Annotated in this window: 19 protein-coding genes; 5 read left to right on the forward strand and 14 right to left on the reverse strand. The window is 55.2% G+C overall.

Annotation, left to right across the window (positions count from 1 at the left end):
• The first annotated feature begins 7 nt into the window (after window positions 1-7).
• Window positions 8-976 carry an NADH oxidoreductase gene (gene hcr, locus OGX81_RS09735; RefSeq protein WP_024130488.1) on the forward strand — a complete coding sequence of 323 codons (969 nt, stop codon included), beginning with the start codon at window positions 8-10 and terminating at the stop codon, window positions 974-976.
• Window positions 977-1065: 89 nt separating this feature from the next.
• Here the strand turns inward: hcr and OGX81_RS09740 are convergent, their stop codons facing one another.
• Window positions 1066-1500: a DoxX family protein gene (locus OGX81_RS09740; RefSeq protein ID WP_024130489.1), complete on the reverse strand. Its 435-nt coding sequence runs from the start codon at window positions 1498-1500 to the stop codon at window positions 1066-1068.
• Between the two features lie 153 nt (window positions 1501-1653).
• On the opposite strand from OGX81_RS09740, the gene poxB reads away from it, so the two are divergent.
• The 4 genes from poxB (at window position 1654) to OGX81_RS09760 (ending at window position 6965) form a co-directional block, all read left to right on the forward strand.
• Window positions 1654-3372: a ubiquinone-dependent pyruvate dehydrogenase gene (gene poxB, locus OGX81_RS09745; RefSeq protein WP_104868849.1), complete on the forward strand. Its 1719-nt coding sequence runs from the start codon at window positions 1654-1656 to the stop codon at window positions 3370-3372.
• Window positions 3373-3410: 38 nt separating this feature from the next.
• A complete protein-coding gene (gene ltaE, locus OGX81_RS09750; RefSeq protein WP_104868850.1) occupies window positions 3411-4412 on the forward strand; it encodes a low-specificity L-threonine aldolase in 1002 nt (333 codons plus the stop codon).
• Between the two features lie 10 nt (window positions 4413-4422).
• On the forward strand, window positions 4423-5853 hold the full coding sequence (locus OGX81_RS09755) for an SDR family oxidoreductase (protein ID WP_104868851.1): 1431 nt from the start codon (window positions 4423-4425) through the stop codon (window positions 5851-5853).
• Between the two features lie 98 nt (window positions 5854-5951).
• Entirely contained in the window at window positions 5952-6965 is a 1014-nt protein-coding gene (locus tag OGX81_RS09760; protein ID WP_012133064.1) for a 3-beta-hydroxysteroid dehydrogenase, read from the forward strand.
• A gap of 150 nt (window positions 6966-7115) precedes the next feature.
• Here the strand turns inward: OGX81_RS09760 and OGX81_RS09765 are convergent, their stop codons facing one another.
• From OGX81_RS09765 to gspE, 13 genes are all read right to left on the reverse strand, one after another.
• Window positions 7116-8936: a glycoside hydrolase family 19 protein gene (locus OGX81_RS09765; protein WP_104869149.1), complete on the reverse strand. Its 1821-nt coding sequence runs from the start codon at window positions 8934-8936 to the stop codon at window positions 7116-7118.
• 145 nt (window positions 8937-9081) lie between these two features.
• Window positions 9082-9525, reverse strand: coding sequence for a type III secretion system invasion protein IagB (gene iagB / locus OGX81_RS09770; protein ID WP_104868852.1), 444 nt, complete (start codon window positions 9523-9525; stop codon window positions 9082-9084).
• 133 nt (window positions 9526-9658) lie between these two features.
• A complete protein-coding gene (locus tag OGX81_RS09775) occupies window positions 9659-12367 on the reverse strand; it encodes a glycosyl hydrolase family 18 protein (RefSeq protein WP_104868853.1) in 2709 nt (902 codons plus the stop codon).
• Window positions 12368-12631: 264 nt separating this feature from the next.
• The gene (locus OGX81_RS09780; protein WP_104868854.1) at window positions 12632-13429 is read right to left on the reverse strand and encodes a prepilin peptidase; all 798 of its coding nucleotides are present in this window, start codon (window positions 13427-13429) and stop codon (window positions 12632-12634) included.
• Window positions 13426-13911: a type II secretion system protein M gene (locus tag OGX81_RS09785; RefSeq protein ID WP_012133069.1), complete on the reverse strand. Its 486-nt coding sequence runs from the start codon at window positions 13909-13911 to the stop codon at window positions 13426-13428. The genes OGX81_RS09780 and OGX81_RS09785 overlap by 4 nt, the downstream gene beginning before the upstream one ends.
• On the reverse strand, window positions 13908-15053 hold the full coding sequence (gene gspL, locus OGX81_RS09790; RefSeq protein WP_104868855.1) for a type II secretion system protein GspL: 1146 nt from the start codon (window positions 15051-15053) through the stop codon (window positions 13908-13910). Before gspL ends, OGX81_RS09785 begins: the two co-directional genes overlap by 4 nt.
• Window positions 15054-15068: 15 nt before the next feature.
• Entirely contained in the window at window positions 15069-16085 is a 1017-nt protein-coding gene (gene gspK, locus OGX81_RS09795; RefSeq protein WP_104868856.1) for a type II secretion system minor pseudopilin GspK, read from the reverse strand.
• Window positions 16082-16747 carry a type II secretion system minor pseudopilin GspJ gene (gene gspJ / locus OGX81_RS09800; RefSeq protein ID WP_104868857.1) on the reverse strand — a complete coding sequence of 222 codons (666 nt, stop codon included), beginning with the start codon at window positions 16745-16747 and terminating at the stop codon, window positions 16082-16084. The genes gspK and gspJ overlap by 4 nt, the downstream gene beginning before the upstream one ends.
• Entirely contained in the window at window positions 16744-17124 is a 381-nt protein-coding gene (gene gspI / locus OGX81_RS09805) for a type II secretion system minor pseudopilin GspI (RefSeq protein WP_104868858.1), read from the reverse strand. The genes gspJ and gspI overlap by 4 nt, the downstream gene beginning before the upstream one ends.
• Window positions 17117-17602 carry a type II secretion system minor pseudopilin GspH gene (gspH, locus tag OGX81_RS09810; RefSeq protein ID WP_012133074.1) on the reverse strand — a complete coding sequence of 162 codons (486 nt, stop codon included), beginning with the start codon at window positions 17600-17602 and terminating at the stop codon, window positions 17117-17119. Before gspH ends, gspI begins: the two co-directional genes overlap by 8 nt.
• The gene (gene gspG, locus OGX81_RS09815; RefSeq protein WP_012133075.1) at window positions 17602-18051 is read right to left on the reverse strand and encodes a type II secretion system major pseudopilin GspG; all 450 of its coding nucleotides are present in this window, start codon (window positions 18049-18051) and stop codon (window positions 17602-17604) included. The genes gspH and gspG overlap by 1 nt, the downstream gene beginning before the upstream one ends.
• A gap of 2 nt (window positions 18052-18053) precedes the next feature.
• Window positions 18054-19262, reverse strand: coding sequence for a type II secretion system inner membrane protein GspF (gene gspF / locus OGX81_RS09820; RefSeq protein ID WP_104868859.1), 1209 nt, complete (start codon window positions 19260-19262; stop codon window positions 18054-18056).
• Entirely contained in the window at window positions 19262-20740 is a 1479-nt protein-coding gene (gene gspE, locus OGX81_RS09825) for a type II secretion system ATPase GspE (RefSeq protein WP_104868860.1), read from the reverse strand. The genes gspF and gspE overlap by 1 nt, the downstream gene beginning before the upstream one ends.
• Between the last annotated feature and the right edge of the window lie 13 nt (window positions 20741-20753).

Below are 20753 nucleotides of genomic sequence, written 5' to 3' on the forward strand. Positions count from 1 at the left end.
TTTTAGAATGACGATGCCAACCACTCAGTGTCCGTGGCGGATGCAGGTACATCACATCCATCAGGAAACCCCGGATGTGTGGACTCTCTCATTACTGTGTCACGATCACTATCCGTACCGTGCCGGTCAGTATGCGCTGGTCAGCGTTCGCAACTCTGCGGATACGCTGCGGGCCTACACCATTTCGTCCACGCCGGGCGTGAGCGAGTACATTACGCTGACGATCCGTCGCATTGATGAAGGCGCAGGTTCACAGTGGTTAACCCGCGAGGTGAAACGCGGCGACTATATCTGGCTGTCCGATGCGATGGGCGACTTTATCTGTGAAGACAAAGCCGAAGACAAGTTCCTGATGCTGGCGGCCGGTTGCGGCGTCACGCCAATTATGTCGATGCGTCGCTGGCTGGCAAAATACCGCCCGCAGGCAGATGTGCAGGTGATCTTCAACGTGCGTTCGCCGCAGGATGTGATTTTCGCTGAGGAATGGCGTCAGTACCCGGTCACGCTGGTGGCGGAGAACAATGCGACCCACGGTTTCGTGGCGGGTCGCCTGACCACTGAATTACTGAAAAACGTGCCGGACCTGGCATCGCGCACCGTCATGACCTGCGGCCCGGCGCCGTATATGGACATGGTTGAGCAGGAAGTGAAAGCGCTCGGCGTAACGCGCTTCTTTAAAGAGAAGTTCTTTACACCAGTTGCCGAAGCGGCAACGGAGGGTCTGAAGTTCACCAAACTGCAACCGGCGCAGGAGTTTTACGCGCCTGTCGGCACCACGCTGCTGGACGCGCTGGAAAGCAATAAAGTTCCGGTGACTGTGGCATGTCGTGCTGGCGTATGCGGCTGCTGCAAAACCAAAGTGGTTTCCGGTGAATATACGGTCAGCAGCACCATGACGCTGACCGATGCGGAAATCGCCGACGGTTATGTACTGGCCTGCTCCTGCCATCCGCAGGGCGATTTAGTTCTGGCATAAGCTCTCATTGCCGGATGACGCTTCGCTTACCCGGCCTGCCATTTTTCGGCAGGCCGGGTAAGGCATTTACGCCGCCATCCGGCAATTCCTCACCGCCAGGCCGAATTTCCCGCAACAGAGAACCGCCCCGCCCCCAGAAACGCCACCGCCAGCGCGCCAATAAAGAAATAAACTAAACTCTCTATCGCCCATGCGCCGACGGCATCCAGTTGCCAGGTTTTCCCGGTGCCGACCATTAACCACGCCACCACCATCGTCAATGCCAGCACCAGCGCGGCAGGACGCGTAAGAATACCCAGCACAATCAGGCAAGGCGCAATCACCTCGCCCACCAGCACGCCATAGGCGATAAACCCGGGCAATCCTTTTGCAATCAGCATATTGCTAATGCCATCAATACCGTCGAACAGTTTATGCAGGCCGTGAAACAGCATCAGCCCCCCTACTGCGAGGCGTAACAGAAACTTGCCAAAATCTTCATGCGTCAGCATACGGTTCACTGCATTTAATAACGTTGTAACCATCTGAATTGACTCCTGGTTCCGGCTGGTTTGCCATTAAATTACGCGTTCTGTCGGTTGAAATATAGCTGCTGAAAATAAGGGGGGATGACAAAGCGTAACGATTATCTTCATCTAAACTTGTAACCGGTATCACATTACAGGAGATGGAAAACCATGAAACAAACCGTTGCCGCTTACATTGCAAAAACACTTGAACAGGCTGGCGTGAAACGTATCTGGGGCGTGACGGGCGACTCCCTGAACGGCCTGAGCGACAGCCTGAACCGGATGGGGACGATTGACTGGATGTCGACGCGCCATGAAGAGGTCGCCGCCTTTGCCGCTGGCGCGGAAGCGCAACTCACCGGTGAACTGGCGGTGTGCGCGGGTTCATGCGGGCCTGGCAACCTGCATTTGATTAACGGTCTGTTCGATTGCCACCGTAATCACGTCCCGGTTCTGGCTATCGCCGCCCACATTCCTTCCAGCGAAATCGGCAGCGGCTACTTTCAGGAGACCCACCCACAAGAGCTGTTTCGCGAATGCAGCCACTATTGCGAGCTGGTTTCCACCCCGGAGCAGATTCCGCAGGTACTGGCGATCGCCATGCGTAAAGCGGTGCTTAACCGTGGCGTCTCCGTCGTGGTGCTGCCGGGCGACGTTGCGCTGAAACCGGCGCCGGAAAGCGCCAGCACCCACTGGTATCATGCCCCGCTGCCGATCGTGACCCCGGCCGAAGAAGAGCTGAAAAAACTGGCACAGCTATTACGTTACTCCAGCAATATCGCCCTGATGTGCGGCAGCGGCTGCGCGGGCGCGCATAAAGAGCTGGTGGAATTCGCCGCCAAAATTAAAGCGCCAATTGTTCATGCGCTGCGCGGCAAAGAGCATGTGGAGTACGACAACCCTTACGATGTGGGCATGACGGGATTGATCGGCTTCTCATCCGGTTTCCATACGATGATGAATGCTGACACCCTGATCCTGCTCGGCACCCAGTTTCCCTATCGCGCCTTTTACCCGACCGACGCCAAAATCATTCAAATCGATATCAACCCGGCAAGCATTGGCGCGCACAGTAAAGTCGATATGGCGCTGGTCGGCGATATTCACTCCACGCTCGCCGCGTTATTGCCGATGCTGGAAGAAAAAACCGATCGTAAATTCCTTGATAAAGCGCTGGAGCACTATCGCGACGCGCGCAAAGGGCTGGATGATTTAGCCAAACCGAGCGAGAAAGCGATTCACCCGCAATATCTGGCGCAGCAGATCAGCCGTTTCGCCGCAGATGACGCCATCTTTACCTGCGACGTCGGCACGCCGACCGTATGGGCGGCGCGTTATCTGAAAATGAACGGTAAGCGCCGTCTGCTGGGATCGTTTAACCACGGTTCAATGGCCAATGCCATGCCGCAGGCGTTAGGCGCCCAGGCCACCGAACCGGGTCGTCAGGTGATCGCCATGTGCGGCGACGGGGGATTCAGTATGCTGATGGGCGATTTCCTCTCTGTCGTACAGATGAAGCTGCCGGTAAAAATTGTTGTTTTCAACAACAGCGTGCTGGGCTTTGTGGCAATGGAGATGAAAGCGGGCGGCTACCTCACCGACGGCACCGAACTGCACGACACGAACTTCGCCCGCATTGCTGAAGCCTGCGGCATTACAGGGCTCCGCGTTGAAAAAGCCGCCGACGTCGACGAGGCGCTGCAACGCGCGCTGTCTATCGACGGTCCGGTACTGGTCGATGTGGTCGTGGCGAAAGAAGAACTGGCCATTCCGCCGCAAATAAAACTGGAGCAGGCCAAAGGGTTTAGCCTGTATATGCTGCGCGCGATCATCAGCGGGCGCGGTGATGAAGTGATCGAACTGGCGAAAACCAACTGGCTAAGGTAAAACAATGCACATCGCCTTTTAAACTATAGGGATGTGCAATGATCGATTTACGTAGTGATACCGTTACCCGGCCAAGTCGTGCCATGCTCGAAGAGATGATGGCCGCCCCGGTCGGGGACGACGTGTACGGAGATGACCCAACCGTCAACGCCCTCCAGCAATACGCCGCTGAGCTTTCCGGCAAAGACGCGGCGATTTTTTTACCCACCGGCACTCAGGCTAACCTGGTCGCTCTGCTCAGCCACTGTGAACGCGGCGAAGAGTATATCGCCGGTCAGGGCGCGCATAACTATCTGTACGAGGCAGGCGGCGCGGCGGTGCTGGGCAGCATTCAACCGCAGCCCATTGATGCCGCCGCAGACGGTACGTTGCCGCTGGATAAGGTCGCCGCGAAGATCAAGGCGGATGATATCCATTTTGCCCGCACTCGCTTACTCAGTCTGGAAAACACCCACAACGGTAAAGTGCTGCCGCGCGAATATTTAAAACAGGCGTGGGAATTTACCCGCGAGCGCGGTCTGGCGTTACACGTTGACGGCGCGCGTATTTTTAACGCGGTCGTCGCCTACGGCTGCGAACTGAAAGACATTACCCAATACTGCGACTCATTCACCATTTGCCTGTCAAAAGGTCTGGGGACGCCGGTAGGCTCACTGTTAGTCGGCAACCAGGACTACATTAAGCGCGCCATCCGCTGGCGCAAAATGACCGGCGGCGGTATGCGTCAGGCGGGTATTCTGGCGGCTGCCGGGCTGTACGCGTTGAAGAATAACGTCGCACGTTTACAGGACGATCACGACAACGCGGCCTGGATGGCGGAGCAACTGCGTGAAGCCGGCGCGGATGTTATGCGTCACGACACCAATATGCTGTTTGTCCGCGTTGGTGAAGAGAACGCGGCGGCGCTGGGCGAATACATGAAGGCACATGACGTGCTGATCAACGCGTCGCCGATCGTGCGTCTGGTGACGCATCTGGACGTATCGCGTGAACAGCTTGCTGAAGTCGCCGCCCACTGGCGCACCTTTTTAACCCGCTAAGGAGACGGACGTGCCGCAACGTATTTTGGTTCTTGGCGCCAGTGGTTACATTGGTCAACATCTGGTGCGGGCGCTCAGCGCGCAAGGGCATCAGATTCTGGCGGCGGCACGTCGCATTGAACGGCTGGAAAAACAGCAACTGGCTAACGTCAGTTGTCATAAAGTCGATCTCAACTGGCCGGATAATCTGCCCGCGCTGCTCCGCGAGGTCGACACCGTCTATTATCTGGTGCATGGCATGGGCGAAGGCGGCGATTTTATTGCCCATGAGCGCCAGGTTGCGATGAACGTGCGCGATGCGCTGCGTGAAGTACCGGTCAAACAGCTCATATTCCTCAGTTCGTTGCAGGCGCCGAAACATGAGCAGTCTGACCATTTGCGCGCCCGGCAGTTAACTGCGGAGACGCTGCGCGAATCCGGCGTGCCGGTGACTGAACTGCGCGCCGGCATTATCGTCGGCGCAGGTTCAGCCGCCTTCGAAGTGATGCGCGATATGGTCTACAACCTGCCGGTGCTGACGCCACCTCGCTGGGTGCGCTCCCGAACCACGCCCATCGCGCTGGAAAATTTGCTGCACTATCTGGTGGCGTTGCTGGATCACCCTGCCTGCGAGCACCGGGTTCTCGAAGCCGCCGGGCCGCAGGTCTTAAGCTATCAGGAGCAGTTCAAGCACTTTATGGCCGTCAGCGGCAAACATCGCCTGCTGATCCCCATCCCTTTTCCGACCCGCTGGATTTCAGTCTGGTTTTTAAATGTCATTACGTCCGTTCCGCCGACCACGGCAAAAGCGCTGATCCAGGGGCTGAAACATGACCTGCTGGCCGATGATACCGAACTGCGGACGTTGGTTCCCCAGACGCTTATCACCTTTGACGATGCCGTGCGTCGCACGCTGAAGGAGGAAGAAAAACTGGTCAACTCCAGCGACTGGGGATACGACGCCCAGGCATTTGCCCGCTGGCGACCAGAGTATGGCTATTTTGCCAAACAGGCCGGATTCACGGTTAAAACCTCCGCCAGCCGGAAAGCCCTGTGGCAGGTGATCAACCGTCTCGGCGGCAAAGAAGGCTATTTCTTTGGCAATATTCTCTGGAAAACGCGTGCGGCAATGGATCTGCTGGTGGGGCATCGACTGGCAAAAGGCCGACCTGAACACGCGCTTCTTCAGACCGGCGACACGGTGGACAGCTGGAAAGTCATCATTGTCGAGCCGGAAAAGCAGCTGACCTTACTGTTTGGCATGAAAGCGCCGGGCCTTGGCCGTTTGAGCTTTACCCTTGAAGATAAAGGCGATCACCGGCAAATTGACGTGCGCGCCTGGTGGCACCCGCACGGGATGCCCGGCCTTTTCTACTGGCTGCTGATGATCCCGGCGCATCTCTTTATTTTCCGGGGCATGGCAAAGCGAATCGCCCGGCTTGCAGAACAAATCACAGATTAATCATAAAAACATACTGTATTCTTTCATGTTTCCCATTGCATACCGACGTAATTCACGGAAGAATGCGCACGAAGTTCTATTAACCACAGTGGATTGATATGAAGGTACTGGTTACCGGCGCCACCAGCGGCTTAGGTCGAAACGCGGTTGAGTTTTTGCGCAATAAAGGCATCAGCGTCAGAGCTACCGGTCGCAATGAAGCGATGGGCAAGCTGCTGCAAAAAATGGGAGCGGAATTTGTCCATGCGGATTTGACCGAGCTGGTCTCTTCGCAGGCAAAAGTGATGCTCGCAGGCATTGATACGCTGTGGCACTGCTCCAGTTTCACCTCGCCGTGGGGAACCCAGGAAGCCTTCGATCTGGCGAACGTTCGCGCCACCCGACGCCTTGGCGAATGGGCCGTCGCCTGGGGCGTACGTAACTTTATTCATATCTCCTCTCCGTCACTCTATTTTGATTATCACCACCATCGCGATATCAAAGAGGATTTTCGTCCGCACCGCTTCGCCAATGAATTTGCACGCAGCAAAGCGGCCGGTGAAGAGGTGATTAACCTGCTGGCGCAGGCCAACCCGCAGACGCGTTTTACCGTCCTGCGCCCGCAAAGTCTGTTTGGCCCACACGATAAAGTCTTTATTCCGCGTCTGGCGCATATGATGCACCACTACGGCAGCGTTCTGTTGCCGCACGGCGGCAGCGCGCTGGTGGATATGACTTATTATGAAAATGCCGTCCACGCGATGTGGCTGGCAAGCCAGGAAAGCAGTGACAAGCTGCCTTCTGGTCGGGTCTATAACATCACAAATGGCGAACACCGGACGCTGCGCAGCATTGTGCAAAAGCTGATTGATGAATTAAACATTGATTGCCGAATCCGTTCGGTTCCGTATCCGATGCTGGATATGATCGCCCGCAGCATGGAGCGTTTCGGCAATAAATCGGCGAAAGAGCCGACGCTGACGCACTACGGCGTTTCCAAGCTGAATTTCGATTTTACGCTGGACACCACGCGCGCCCAGGAAGAGCTGGGCTATCAGCCCATCGTCACGCTGGATGAAGGCATTGAGCGTACCGCCGCCTGGCTGCGCGATCACGGCAAGCTACCGCGCTGACCGGCGCACAGTGAACACAAAAAACGGCAACCATCAGGTTGCCGTCAGATTGTTGTTGTACCGGATGGCACAATAGATACGACCCACCCGCCGCAGGCCCGATAAGCCTTCGCCATCGGGCATTTCAGGCGTTGTCGTTTTATATTGTCATTACAGCGCGCTCCACGCGTCAGACCATGCCAGACCCGCGCCGGGTTCATAATAGGCCGGCGCCGTATTACACCAGCCGCTATACGGGAATGGTTTGCACTGGAACAGCTTACCGTGGTTATTCACGATATCGCCCGCATTGTACTTGCTGTTCGCGCTCCATGCCGGATACGAACCCGAAGCGCCGTCGTCCTGAGATGGCGTTGCCGCTTTCGCTTTCACGTTGAGCAGATAAGAGGTGGTGCTGCTCAGCTCACCATCACTGACGGTCAGACTCACCTCGTACTGCTGAGCGGTCGCCGCTTCCGGCGCGGCGAAGGTTACGACCGCTTTGTCTTCGCCAGACACGGTCTGACCATCCTGAGCACGCCAGGTGTAGGTCAGTTTGTTGCCGTCTTCGTCAGTCGACCCCTCCGCGCTCAAAGAGACCTGCGCCCCCGCATCTACCGCGCCAATCGGCCCTGCGATATGGGCTACCGGCGCATGGTTAACGGTGGTCGGCTCTGCTGGCGTTTCATCCGGCACTGGCGCAGGTGCAGGCGTATCATCAGCCGGTGTTGGCGTTACGGGCTCTTCATCCGGTTTAGTCGAAGAACCGTCATCATTAATGATGTTCACATTGTAGAAATGCTGTACACATTTCGTGTAATCCCCCTCTTTAAACGCGCTGAATGGCGTCTGATAACCCACCAGTTGGCAGGCATAGGTTTTGCCGTCCGGCGTATCCGAGCTCCATCCCCAATCTTGTTCCCAGTAAATCTTCAATGCGCCCGCGCCGCCTTCATCGAACTGCTTCATGTTGGCGCAGCCCAGCACTTCATCTGCCGGAACCGGTACTTTCAGGTAGTTAGCGAACTCTTTGTAGTATTTGATACGATTCTGCGACTGCGCGATTTCCGTCGGGCCGCCGCATTCAACGCCGCCGTTGATAATCTGGGTGGTGACGCCAAAGCCGGGCACCAGACCGTTAGCCTTATCGTGCGCGTTCGGCTGCCAGGTGCCATCGATGACCTGCAACATGCTAGGTTTCGGCGGCTGCGGGTAGGCGAAGAAGAAAATAGCGCTCGCCAGGTTCAGCCAGGTATCGGCAACCAGCTCCGGTTTATCCAGTAGCGTGCGAACGTCGCCATACATCGCTTCGGAGAACGGCCCGTAGTTGTAGTTATAGGACAACTGTTTCGCACCGCGGCCAAAGTAACTCAGGAATTCACCATCTTTGTCTTTGCCGCACGGCCAGGTTTGCCCCTGCCAGACGCTCGGGTTACATTCGCCGTTATAGCCGCCTTTCTGCCCTTCGCTCCAGCCCATTTCACGCACATACACCAGCGCCTGACGCCATTCGGCCTCTGGACGCCAGCTCTCATGGCCGCCGGTTTCCTGCGCAAAGTGGGCGAACATCGTAGCCAGCTCTTTGCGGCAAATCGCATCACTGTCGCGACCATCGTTATAGGTCTTACACAGCGCCGGAAATTTGCCGACTGCTTTCAGGAAATTGCTGTAGGTATATTCTTTAGCACGCAGCGGGAAAAGATATTCCCAGTCGCTGGCTTTGATGATCCCCTCAACGCGTTTGACGTTTTCCGGGTTGGCGGCGCGACCGGGTTCAATGAGTTCTACCTGGGCATTATCCAGCGTCTGGATCGTCTCTTTCACCGAAGCCATCAACGGGAAATTTGTCAGCTCCTGCTCCTTTTTCGCCAGATCGCTGGCTTTTATGGTGTAAGGCTCACTGCTGCTGGCCTGCAATGTATTTGCTTGCGCCATAAACGGCACCGTACAGGCACCCGCAATGAGTACACTCAATAATGTCCTTTTGCTCATTTCAATTTTTCCTTTATGTACAATAGTGATTAATTCAAATTCTGCGTTGTCCATTAACAACACGAATAAACAAACGTCAGAACCTGGGGTTTTACTTTTCGAAGAACACCAGCAGGAATTCTTCAAAAAATAAAAACGACTGGATTTATTTATATTGCGTGGTCATTTTTATACGCTGGTATGTTTCCCAGACTTTATGCGCGTAAATCATGCGCTGCGGGTAATTCTCTTTTTTAACCCCGGCGTTATATGCGCCTACCGCCTCCCAGTTATAACCATATACTTTGATCATATCGGATAAGATCGACGCGCCGACCATAATAGATGTACAGGGTTCCAGTATCAGTCGATACTCATCAATGCCACGGCGTTCCAGCGCTGAAAAATGCGAGCTATTTATTTGCATCAACCCGACATCTCTCGTCCCGTCGTGATTTCGGCCTACCGCATAGGGATTCATGCCAGACTCGACTTGCGCAATGGCAAATAATAAATAAGGGTCAACATGATAATAATTTGCGGCTCTGTCCCAGCAGTTGGCAAACGCGCTTTGGCTTAACATCAATAACAACAAAATTAAACGTTTCATATTTTCATCCAGTTGTCGGGGTGATCTGCTCCTTGTCCGTTATGCACATTATTTTTTAGAGATGGCCGCCCCCAGACAGGGGCGGCTACCCTTCGCGGATAGATAACGTATCCGCATTATTAAGGTAAGAGGATTATTGACAGTCTGCGGCGGCGCCTTCTTTCACCCACACATCGCTGTTGCCGGGTTTATCACCCTGCGTCCACCATTTGGCGCGGTATACAGACCCCTGATAGGTGGTAGTCTCACCGCCGTTGTAAACCACATCGGAACGCCAGTTGAATTTCACCTGGCTGACCAGTTCCCACGCGTCCACGCCGAAGCCTGGCTGATTGCCCTGCGTCCAGTACTTCGCTTTCCACACCAGGTGATCGAAACTGACGGTATCGCCATTGTTGTAGATTTTGCTGGCGTCCCATGCCGCGTAGTGGCTGGCATTGGCATCAACCGGGCTGTCGCAACCGCCGGTTGCCGCGCCTTCATCAGACGGCGTCGTCCCCTCATCGGATGGTGTGGTGCCTTCATCAGACGGTGTCGTCCCTTCGTCGGACGGCACCGGCGCCGCTTTTGGCGTAACGTTAATCTGCACGTTGGACTGCACGCTGGTTTTACCATCGCTGACCACGACGCTGACGGTGTAAGTCGAGGCAGAGCTCACTTCCGGCGCGGTGATGGTCACGCTGGAGGTGTCTGTCCCCGTCGCGTTCATGTCGCCCGGCACGCTCCAGGCGTAGGTCAACGCGTCGCCATCAGGATCGGCAGCCTGCGCATTCAGCGTGTAGGTTGCGCCTGCTTCAAGCGACACCGTTTCCAGCGGATTCACAACCGGGGCCTGGTTCGCTTTTGGCGCTTTGTTCACGACCTGAACGTCAATGGCGTTACTCAGACCTTTCGCATCGGTAACGGTCAGACGGAACGCCAGATTCTGATTGCTGGAGACGGCGGCGACGTTAAAGTTCGCTTTCGCGCTGGTGCTCTTGTTCAGCGTTACGGACGGACCGGAGATCTGCATCCACTTATAGGTGATCGCATCGCCATCCGGGTCGGTAGAGGCAGAACCGTCCAGCGTGACCGTCGCCGGGCCGGTGACGACCTGATCAACTGCGGTCGCGACTGGCGCATGGTTGGTTACAACCGGCTCAACCGGCGTAGAACCCCCACCCAGCAAGCTTTCGTTCATCGCGTTCAGAATGTCGCCGTTATCAGAGTCGATAGACCAGGAGAACAGGCCGCCGAGGTTGTTAGCCAGGACGTATTTACCTTTCGCCGCCGCAGAGCGGGCGTCTTCATAGGTAATCAGGTCGCCGGTGGATTTATTGAAAATATACGGCGCTTCCGCCGCAGCGTCGTAACGGTATTCCCAGCCTGGTTTGCCTTTGTATTCATTAACAATCTGACGATAATCAACCACGCCCGGCTCCCAGGTGCCTTTCACCGGGCCGGTAGCCGTACCGGTAAACGGATTGTCGCCGGTATAGCCATGCACGCCAGTCCAGCCACGGCCATACATCCCCGCGCCCACCACGATCTTGCCTGGCTGCACGCCCTGCGCCAGCAACGCATTGACGCCATTTTCCGTGGTGTATTTGGTGTCCGGTTTCCACTCTGCGCCGTGCAGCGCCGCCTGGTGCCCCAGATCGGTGTTGCTCCAGCCGCCGTAGAAGTCGTAGCTCATCAGGAAGATGTGATCCATATACTGCTGCGCCTGGGCGTAGTCCACGTCTTCGATTTTGTCCTGACCGGAACCGATAGCGGAGGTCAACTCGTAAGTCCGACCGGTTTCGGCAGACAGTTCGTTAAGCATGGTGCGCAGATCGTGCATCAGTGCCGTGTAGGTCGCTTTATCCTGCTGCGGGTTGCCCAGCGTTTCATTCTGACCGCCGCCGCCCGGGAATTCCCAGTCAATATCTACGCCGTCGAAGAATTTCCATGTCTTCAGGAAATCCTTAACGGAAGCAACAAACCGCGCGCGAATCGCGCTGTCATGCATCTGGAAGAACGGATCGGAAAGCGTCCATCCCCCAACCGATGGCAGGATTTTCAGATCCGGGTGCGCTTTTTTCAGCGCCATCAATTGACCGAAGTTGCCTTTATACGGGTCATCCCAGTTAGAGACGCCAGCCTGCGGTTTTTGCAGCGCCGCCCACGGATCGTGGATCGCCACGGTATAGTCCTGTCGGCCATTACAGGCGCGTTTCAGCGCTTCAAAACTGTTGCCGCCCTCGATGGATTTCAGGCTGTCATTGATGCCGTCACCGCCGCAAATGGGAATAAAGCCGTACAGGATATGGTTCAGGTTAGCCGCCGGGATTTTATCTACCGGGAAATTACGGCCATACACGCCCCATTCCGGGAAGTACGCGCCCACCACTTTATCGGTATGCTGAGCAAACGTTTTATTGTTTTCCTTCATGGTGGTATTCAGCGGCAGCAGATGGCTACCGTCGGTATCCGCCACAATAATCAGCTTGCTGGCGCTTTTCGTACACCCGCTGGTATTACATAATTCAACCTGCTCCTGATAACGACCGCCTTTTTTGACTTTGAAGGTCGCAGAACCGGCAGCGCTACCTGCGCCAGACCATACGGTCTTACCATCCAACAGCACTTTCGCGGAGGTCGGCGCATCGCCGCTCCAGACGTTCCATTCCACCTTGACGTCCACGCCATCGTTATGAACTTTCACCAGGTTGTTATAATCCTGCGCAGCCTGATCCACTTCCACAATAGCGAATTTATCATTGCCGCTGGTAATAGACGGCGTACCCGGCGCAGCGGCAAAAACCGGACTTGTCGCTGCTGCCACAAAAAGTGCCAGATATTTAGGCTTCATAAATTTCATTATTAATTCCTGATAATTTTATTCGTGAATATTTAACAGCCATGCATTCCTTAGAGCATGGACGAATTGCAAACAGTAATGTATTTAAGACAACGGAAACCAACCCATTATAAAAATGAAATAATCTATTTCGCTTTGCGCTCCTCCCTAAAATGGCATAAGCATTAATTCTATTGACTTATGCGACAATGATAATCTGGAAAATAAATAAGTTCCCTTTATTCCCTCGGCGAAAGAATTTAAAAAAACACTTGACCAACCGCGTCAGAATGTGAATTGCAATGTCTGGAAGATAAACATCGCCATTCCCGAAAAGGCCAGACAGGGACCAAAAGGAATTTGCCCCGCTTTATTTACGCCAGAGTAAAAAAGGCCATACAGCACAATACCGCTTAATGCCGCAACCAGAATTAATAACGGTAACGCCTGCCAGCCGCACCACGCCCCCAGCGCCGCCAGTAGCTTAAAATCGCCCTGTCCAAGCCCTTCCCGCCCCGTCAGCAGGTGAAAACTCCAGTACACCAGCCACAGAATGAGATACCCCGCAACGGCGCCATATAACGCGCTCGCCAACGGCATCGTGTGGAAAACGCAATGCAGCAGCAGCCCAGCCCACAGCAGCGGCTGCGTGAGACAATCCGGCAACAGCATATATTTCGCATCAATCATCGTGAGCGGCAGCAAACCGCACCATAAAACCCACAGCGCGATCAGCGTGACAAAGGAAGGGAGCGCCGCCGCCGTTGCCGCAAAAAAAAGCGCACTGGCTAACTCCACCAACAGCAAGCGCAGGGGAATCACAGACTGGCAATGGCGGCAACGACCGCGCAGGCAGCACCAGCTCAGTAACGGAATATTTTCCCACCAGGCCAGTTGATGCCCGCAGTCCGCGCAGTGCGAGGCAGGAAAAAGTAAATTCCCCGCCCCTTCCTTTTCCATCACCATTGCGGGAACGCGCTCGCTGACTACGCCAAGAAAACTGCCGAGGATCCCGCCCAGGCAGGCGCTCATTATGCAAAACCCAATCGGCCAGCTTTCCCGAAACAACATGATCGTATTCATGCGTTTTTATTCCAGCTCAGCGTAATATTGGCTTTCACGTCGCTTTGACGATCGACCGGCCGCAAATCCATTTTTTGCAACTGAACGCCGGACGTGACATTCACTTCACGTAGCCAGTTTTTCAGTTCATAAATATTGACCTGTTCAACAACAAAAGAGAGTGAGCGTTCATCCTGACGAATATCAGACAACGCGAGATGGATCTCTTTCGCGCTCTCTTCAATAACCGTTCGCGGGTTGTTCGTTTTTAAGACTTTCGCCTGTAAATGATTTTTATCGATTTCGTCCCGCATCCAGCGCAGCGTCTCTTTTTGCCGCATTAACGTGGACTGGCTGTTTTGAATCATATGATCCAGCGGAATAATGCCGCCGTAATAAATTACCGCGCAGCACATCGCCGCCGCACATAGCGTAATAAGACCACGCTCGCGATCGCTGTAGTTTTGATAGCGCGCTTTTAATTGTGCAATTCGCTCTTTCATTTATATTTCCCCGTCACGATCGCCGTATAGGGTGACTGGTTCGAAACCGGTTGTAACGCAAAGTCAAAATGGGGAGTGGCCTGCGTAACGAAATCCTGTAACGCCTGCGCGTTCGGCGAGGCCGCGTTCAGCGTCAACACATTCTGCGCGTTGTCATATTCCACTTCATTTATCTCAATAGCAGGCACAGACTGTTTAACCTGTCCCAGCGCCTCAAGTTGCAGAAAAATACCTTTGCTCTGTTTTTTAATATTCTGACCAAAATGGTATTTGATATTGGTTTTCTGCCGCAGACTCGGGAAATAGTGTTGAGCGACCTGGGAAATCTCGGCCTGTACCTGATTTTCCTGCTGAACCAACATCCATGCCATTGCCACTCGCGGGCCAATCAGCAACCCCATCGACAGCAGCGCAGACACCGCCATTGCTGTCCTCAGATGACGAAATCGCCCCACCTCTTTGCCGCAGGCGGCAAATGCGCCATGCAGCATATTGGCGCGACACGCTTTCCATTGCGGCTGAATCAATACCAGCGGATGCTGCCACGGCAGTTGTTCAGTGACATCGATACCCGCAGGTGCTTCGCCGTAGCAGCGCACTTCGCCATCGCCGCCTTGCGCCAGCAACAGCGGCAGCAGCGTAGCATCCGCTTCGCAGGCGCCGAACGGCGGAAAACGCAGCCACCAGCTTTCGTCACAGGAAACCAGCGTACTGCCGCCTTCGTTTACCGGCAGCAGAACGGCGTCCGGCAATACCTGAATCACCTTCAGTCCGGCCTCTTCGCACAGCGCAAGCCAGCGCTCAAAGCAGGTGGCGTCAATGGCCACGGCATCCACTTCCCGCCCTTTTTTCCGCAATACCGTCCAGTGCAGCGAGTCCACATCGCCGATCAGCGTCTCTTCCGCCAGCCATGAAAACGGTGTGGAGGCCGTCGATAACCCTTTTTTGGGCAGGGTAAAATGACGGAACACCATCTCACTGGCGGGCAACAGCAAACAAACGCGTGTCGCCAGGGGATTTACGGCAAGCGTTCTCAGCGCATCCCGACTTTCCAGCGTTGCCACCTGCTGGCTACCGGAGACGCACCACTCGATTTTCCCGTCCACGTTTGCATCGGGACGAATAAAAAGTACCTGTTTCATAGACTATGACTTTTCTTATTCAATCATTCGGTAACGGCGTTGCCAGGTTCTCACCTCGCCAGAGTCACGATCGACATGAATCTGGCTGACAACGCGCAGCGTTAAATCATCAGTATTACCGGTACTCTCGACCCGGAAATAGTGACTGTTCACCGCAACAAACGCCTGCATCTGCGCGAGGATCGCTTTGCTCTGCGGATAGTTTGTTTCGAGCGTTTTACTGAACGCGTCAACCGACGCCCACCCTTCTTCCGGGCGCGAGGCAATCAGCCGTGCTGCGTCATCCTCACTTAACGTCCCCGCAGACAGCGCAGACAACAGCGGCGCCTGCCCGGGCTTCAGGGTATTCACATCCACTTTGCTCTCCGTATCAGGCAGCGCGCACAGCACCTTGCTGGCGCGGGGATAAGCCGCCACCGGAAAACCCGGCAACCGTTTTATCTCGCTGATGGTGCGCATCATCTGATTCGCAGGAAGGCGCTGCGGCGTCACGCCCGCCCAGGCATCGCTTTCCAGAGCCTCTTTTGCGGTTGTGCTGTCAGCGTCCAGATAATCCACCAGTTGTTGATAAACCTCTTCCGCCGCTGCCGTACTGATGCCGCTGTCGATCAGCAACTGTTCAACGATCTGCTCTTTCACCGGCTTTGTCGGCTGCGCGGCGGCGCTATCCGCAGGAAGAGCAGGGTCAATGACCAGCAGACTGTTCACGTTAAAGCAGGTCTGGGCGTCCTCAATCTGGCTCACGACGGTATAGTTCTCACCCTGAGTTTCCAGCGGTTCGTGCCACGCGCCTTCTGGCGATAATCCATTGCTCTCACCGCTGGCGTCGGTTTGCAGACGATCTTTTATCGCCGCAGCCTGGCCTTGCATCGCCCAGCGCAGCTGCTGCTGACTGACCTGATAGCGGGTTTTCTGCAAATTTCGGCAAAACTGCTGACCGATCTTTGCCGCCAGCGCTGACATCATCACCAGCAAAATCAACACCACCAGCAGCGCGACGCCGCGCTGTTTTTGCGCCGATTGCGTGTTCATTGCTGTTCTCCATCGCGTGCTGGCGGAACCGATGCCGTAACGTCAGCAGGCGTGGGTTGTGCAGCCTCAGCGCTTTCGTCTTTCTTTGCTCCCTGGATTTCCGGCATGTCTCCCGGCGTCATAAACACCCAGCGCCAGGTATCCCCGTTTTCCATCGTCAGCGTCAGTTCGGCGCCTTCCGGCTGATGGGCGGTTTCAACCCATGTCGTCTGCCAGCCCTGTCGCCAGAATCGCCACTTCATCGCTTTAACGTTGCTTAAAATCGGGACTTCTTCTGGACTCACGTCAGTTGGACTATCAATGTCAGGCCAGACATCACGCCACAGGCGATGCGCCTCCAGCCGCCAGCGCACGCGTTCCAGTTGAATTTGCCCACTGACGCCGCTTACCGTCGTCAGCTCGACGGCATGTTGATCCAGACGAAACACATCCGTTTCATTGCGCGGCGCGCGCGGCTGGAGCTGAGAGAAATCGCGCTCCAGCAGGTTACAGGCTCGCTGAAGCTGATTAAGCGTCGTCGCAGCAGCATCCGTTGCCGTGGTGGTGCGCATCGCGCCGTCAAGGATTTGCCAGGCAAGGGTGCTGATCACGGCAAAAATCGTCAGCGCAATCATGATCTCCAGCAGCGTAAAACCTTGCTGGCGACGGAGTGGCGTATTCATTTGCGCTCCTTCGGCGGGACAACCCGCAGCGTGATGACCGGCTGGCCCTCTTCGCCTTCGGCATACACCTGGACTTCATCGGCAAACGCCTTGTCATCGGTTTTCACCCGCTGTTTGCGCCAGTTCCAGTTGCGTCCACCCATCGTTTCACTGCCTTCTTCAGCGACGTCGGGAAAAACGCTTTTTGCAAGCTGCGCTTGCGCGAGCTGGTTTTCCGCAACCCAACTGGCCTGTAGCGTATCGGCAAGACCGTGCGTAAAACGCACATTCAGCGAGACGGAATTCATCAACGCCAGCGCTGCGGTAGAAAAGATCACCAGCGCCACCATGACTTCCAACAGCGTCATACCCTGTTCTTTCGCTTCCGGTTTAGTCATTGTTCTCTACCAAAACGGGTGAAGCGCCCTGCGACACCACGCGGAAATGGTGCTGTTTGTCATAGCTCTGCAACGTCAGCGTGAATCGGCTAATTTCCCCATCCGGTAAAAAGAGCACCTGCGGATCGGCATCAGGCGTGGCCGCCAGACGCTGGGGAGCGAGCGAAACGTGCATCTCTTCAGGAAACTGTCCGTGGGTGAAAATACGCCCGGCTGTCAGCGGCGCCCAATGACGCCCGCCGTTTTCCCCGGCCCACTTCACCAGCTGATATTCCGTTGGCGTCATCACCAGCCCGACTATATTTCCGTCCATCACTGCCCGATCAGAACCATATTCAACGAGGGATTGTAATTGCTGGCCTAATATATCTGCGCCGCTGCGTGAGGGTATTGTCGAAACCACCATCATGGCGCAGCTGGCAAAAATAACCAGCGCCAGAATAATTTCCAGCAATGTAAATCCACGTTGCTTATTCATTACTTATCTTTTTTATCTAAAGACCAGTTCGTTATATCATCGGCGGTATTCGCTTCACCATCCGGGCCGGAGGAGAAAACATCTACCGCGCCATGTTCGCCAGGGCTAACCAGAATGTAATCATTTCCCCACGGGTCCTGCGGCAGACGGCGAATATAACCGTCAGCACGATAGCCGTTGGGAATCGGCGCGATCTCCGGCTTCGTCACCAACGCCTGCAACCCCTGTTCGGTGGTTGGGTAGCGATGGTTATCGAGCTTATACATATCCAGCGAGCCTTCCAGTGCGACAATATCGCTGGTCGCTTTTTGCGCATCCGCTTTCTCTTTATTCCCCATCAGATTCGGCACCACCATGCTGGCCAGAACACCAAGAATAACGATGACCACCATTAATTCGAGCAAAGTAAACCCGGCCTGACCTTTCAGGCTATTTTTTTTCACAGACATAATTAACCCACCATATTATTGAGCTGAAGAAGCGGTTGTAATATTGACAGTACGATAAATAAAACCACCGTCGCCATCGTCACCACCAGCGCCGGTTCAAATACCGACAGCGTTAATGTAATGCGATGTTGTAATGCCGACTCCTGGTTTTCGGCGGCGCGATCCATTAATGAACCGAGTTCGCCGCTCTCTTCGCCAGAAGCAATCATATAAAGCATGGTTGGCGGAAATAATCTGGCCTGCTCCAGTGCGTTATATAATGACGCGCCCTGACGCACGGTATCCGCCGCCTGTTCCAGTACCTGACGCGCATACAGATTCTCAATACCGTCCATCGCGATATACATACCTTCCAGCAACGGCACGCTACTGGCTTGTAAAATGCTCAGGGTGCGGATGTAACGGGCACTGTTTATTGCACAGACCAGTTTTTTCAGCGGCGAACGGTTCACCAGCCAGCGGTGATATGCAAAACGATGACGCTCTTTTTTAAGCCAGGCGTTAAAAGCGATAAACGATCCGACAAGGCCGCCGCCGATAACCATTCCGTAAGCCTGCAAAAAATCGCTGACCGCAATCAGGGTACGGGTGGTGACGGGCAACTGCTGCTTCATATGCACAAACTGTTCGATGACCTGCGGCACCACCGCCACCAGCAGAATGGAGATAACCGCAATCGCCACCACCGTCAGGGTGATGGGATAGACCATCGCCTGCGACAGCTTGCTTTTCATTTTCTGTCGCTGTTCGTTGTATTCAGCCAGCTTTTCCAGCACGCCGCCGAGATGCCCGGTCTTTTCCCCTGCCATCACCAGCGTGCAATAGAGCTTGTCGAAAGTACGCGGAAACTGGCTGAAAGCGTCGAAAAGCGTGTGCCCTTCCACCACTTTATCGCGGATCTCACCGACCATCACCGCCAGCTTTTTGTCTTCCGTCTGCTTAGAAATCGCCTTCAGCGCACTCTCCAGCGGCAGTGCGGCATTAACCAACGTCGACAGCTGGCGGGTAAACATTGAGAGCACCGGTGTCGAAAGTTTTGCGCCTTTCTGAGCCCCCTTTCCGGCGGCGCGCTCGCGGGTGAGCGTAATGCTGATCGGCATCAGCTTCTGTTCGCGCAGCGTCTGGCGCACCTGCTTTGGGCCTTCAGCCTGCAAGGCGCCGCGCCGGGTTTTCCCGGCGGCATCCGTAGCCGTCCATGCGAACCAGGCCATTATTCGTCACCTCCGCGCTCGGCGGTAACACGCATCACTTCCTCCAGCGAGGTGACGCCGGAGATCACCTTCAACAAACCATTTTCCCGCAGGCTGTAGGCCTGCTTAAACAGCTGAGTTTCAATCGACATTTCGTCTTTATCTTCATGAATAGCGCGGCGCATCGCGCTGTCCACCAGCAGAAACTCATGAATACCGGCGCGTCCCTGGTAACCGCTCTGGCGGCACTGTTCACACCCCACGGCGCGATAAATCACGTCGGGGGGGCTCTCCATAAAGCTGAACAGCGGTTTTTCATTATCATCCAGCGGACTGACGGCACGGCAGTGAGGGCACAGCCGACGAACCAGACGCTGGGCAATGACGCCAAGCAGCGATGAACCAATTAAAAACGACTCCAGCCCCATATCGCGCAACCGGGTAATCGCTCCCGCCGCGCTGTTGGTATGCAGCGTAGACATGACCAGATGGCCGGTAAGCGACGCCTGAACCGCAATCTGCGCGGTTTCGCCGTCACGAATTTCACCGATCATCACCACATCCGGGTCCTGACGGAGGATCGCGCGCAGGCCTCGGGCAAACGTCATATCCACTCGCGGGTTAACCTGCGTCTGCCCCACGCCTTCCAGTTCATATTCGATCGGATCTTCAACGGTAAGAATATTGCGTTCATGGCCGTTTAGCGCCGAGAGGATGGCGTAAAGCGTCGTGCTCTTACCGGACCCGGTCGGCCCGGTCACCAGGATAATCCCGTGCGGGCGGCCAATCAGTCCCTTGAGCTGTTCCAGTTCTTCGTCGATCAGCCCCAGTTTATTGATATCCGGCTTCAGGTTGCTTTTATCCAGCAGACGCATGACCACCCGCTCGCCATACTGCGACGGGATGGTTGAGACACGCACATCCACTGCTTTACGCCCAATGCGCAGGGAGATGCGACCGTCCTGCGGCAGGCGTTTTTCGGCGATATCCAGTTTGGACATCACCTTAATCCTCGATACCAGCAGCGGCGCCAGCTTACGCGCGGGCTGCAATACAGGACGCAGCACGCCGTCAACGCGAAAACGGATACTCAGCGTGCGCTCAAAGGTTTCGATATGGATATCCGACGCGCCATCCTTCACCGCCTCGCCAAGAATGGCGTTAATCAGACGGATAACCGGCGAGTTTTCATCGTTATCCAGCAAATCCTCGTTATCGGGGATCTCCTCGGTTAACGCCATCAGATCGATATTGGCATCCATATCATCAACCAGCTGCTGCGAAACACCGCTATTCTGCTGCCAGATTTTAGCCAGCATCTCTTCAAACGCTTCTGGCGTTAATGTTACCGGCGTAAAGGCACGCCCCAGCACGCGACGCATCTCCAGCAGGGCAAACGCGGGCGCATCCTCACGGATATATACGTCGTTGTGATAAAGCAGCATACCGTTGTCTTTTGCGAAGCTGCTGCTGCACAAATTTTTGCTTAATTCATCCACGCGACACCCCGGC

The sequence above is a fragment of the Citrobacter sp. CK206 genome (assembly GCF_030333125.1).
GTDB lineage: Bacteria > Pseudomonadota > Gammaproteobacteria > Enterobacterales > Enterobacteriaceae > Citrobacter_B > Citrobacter_B koseri.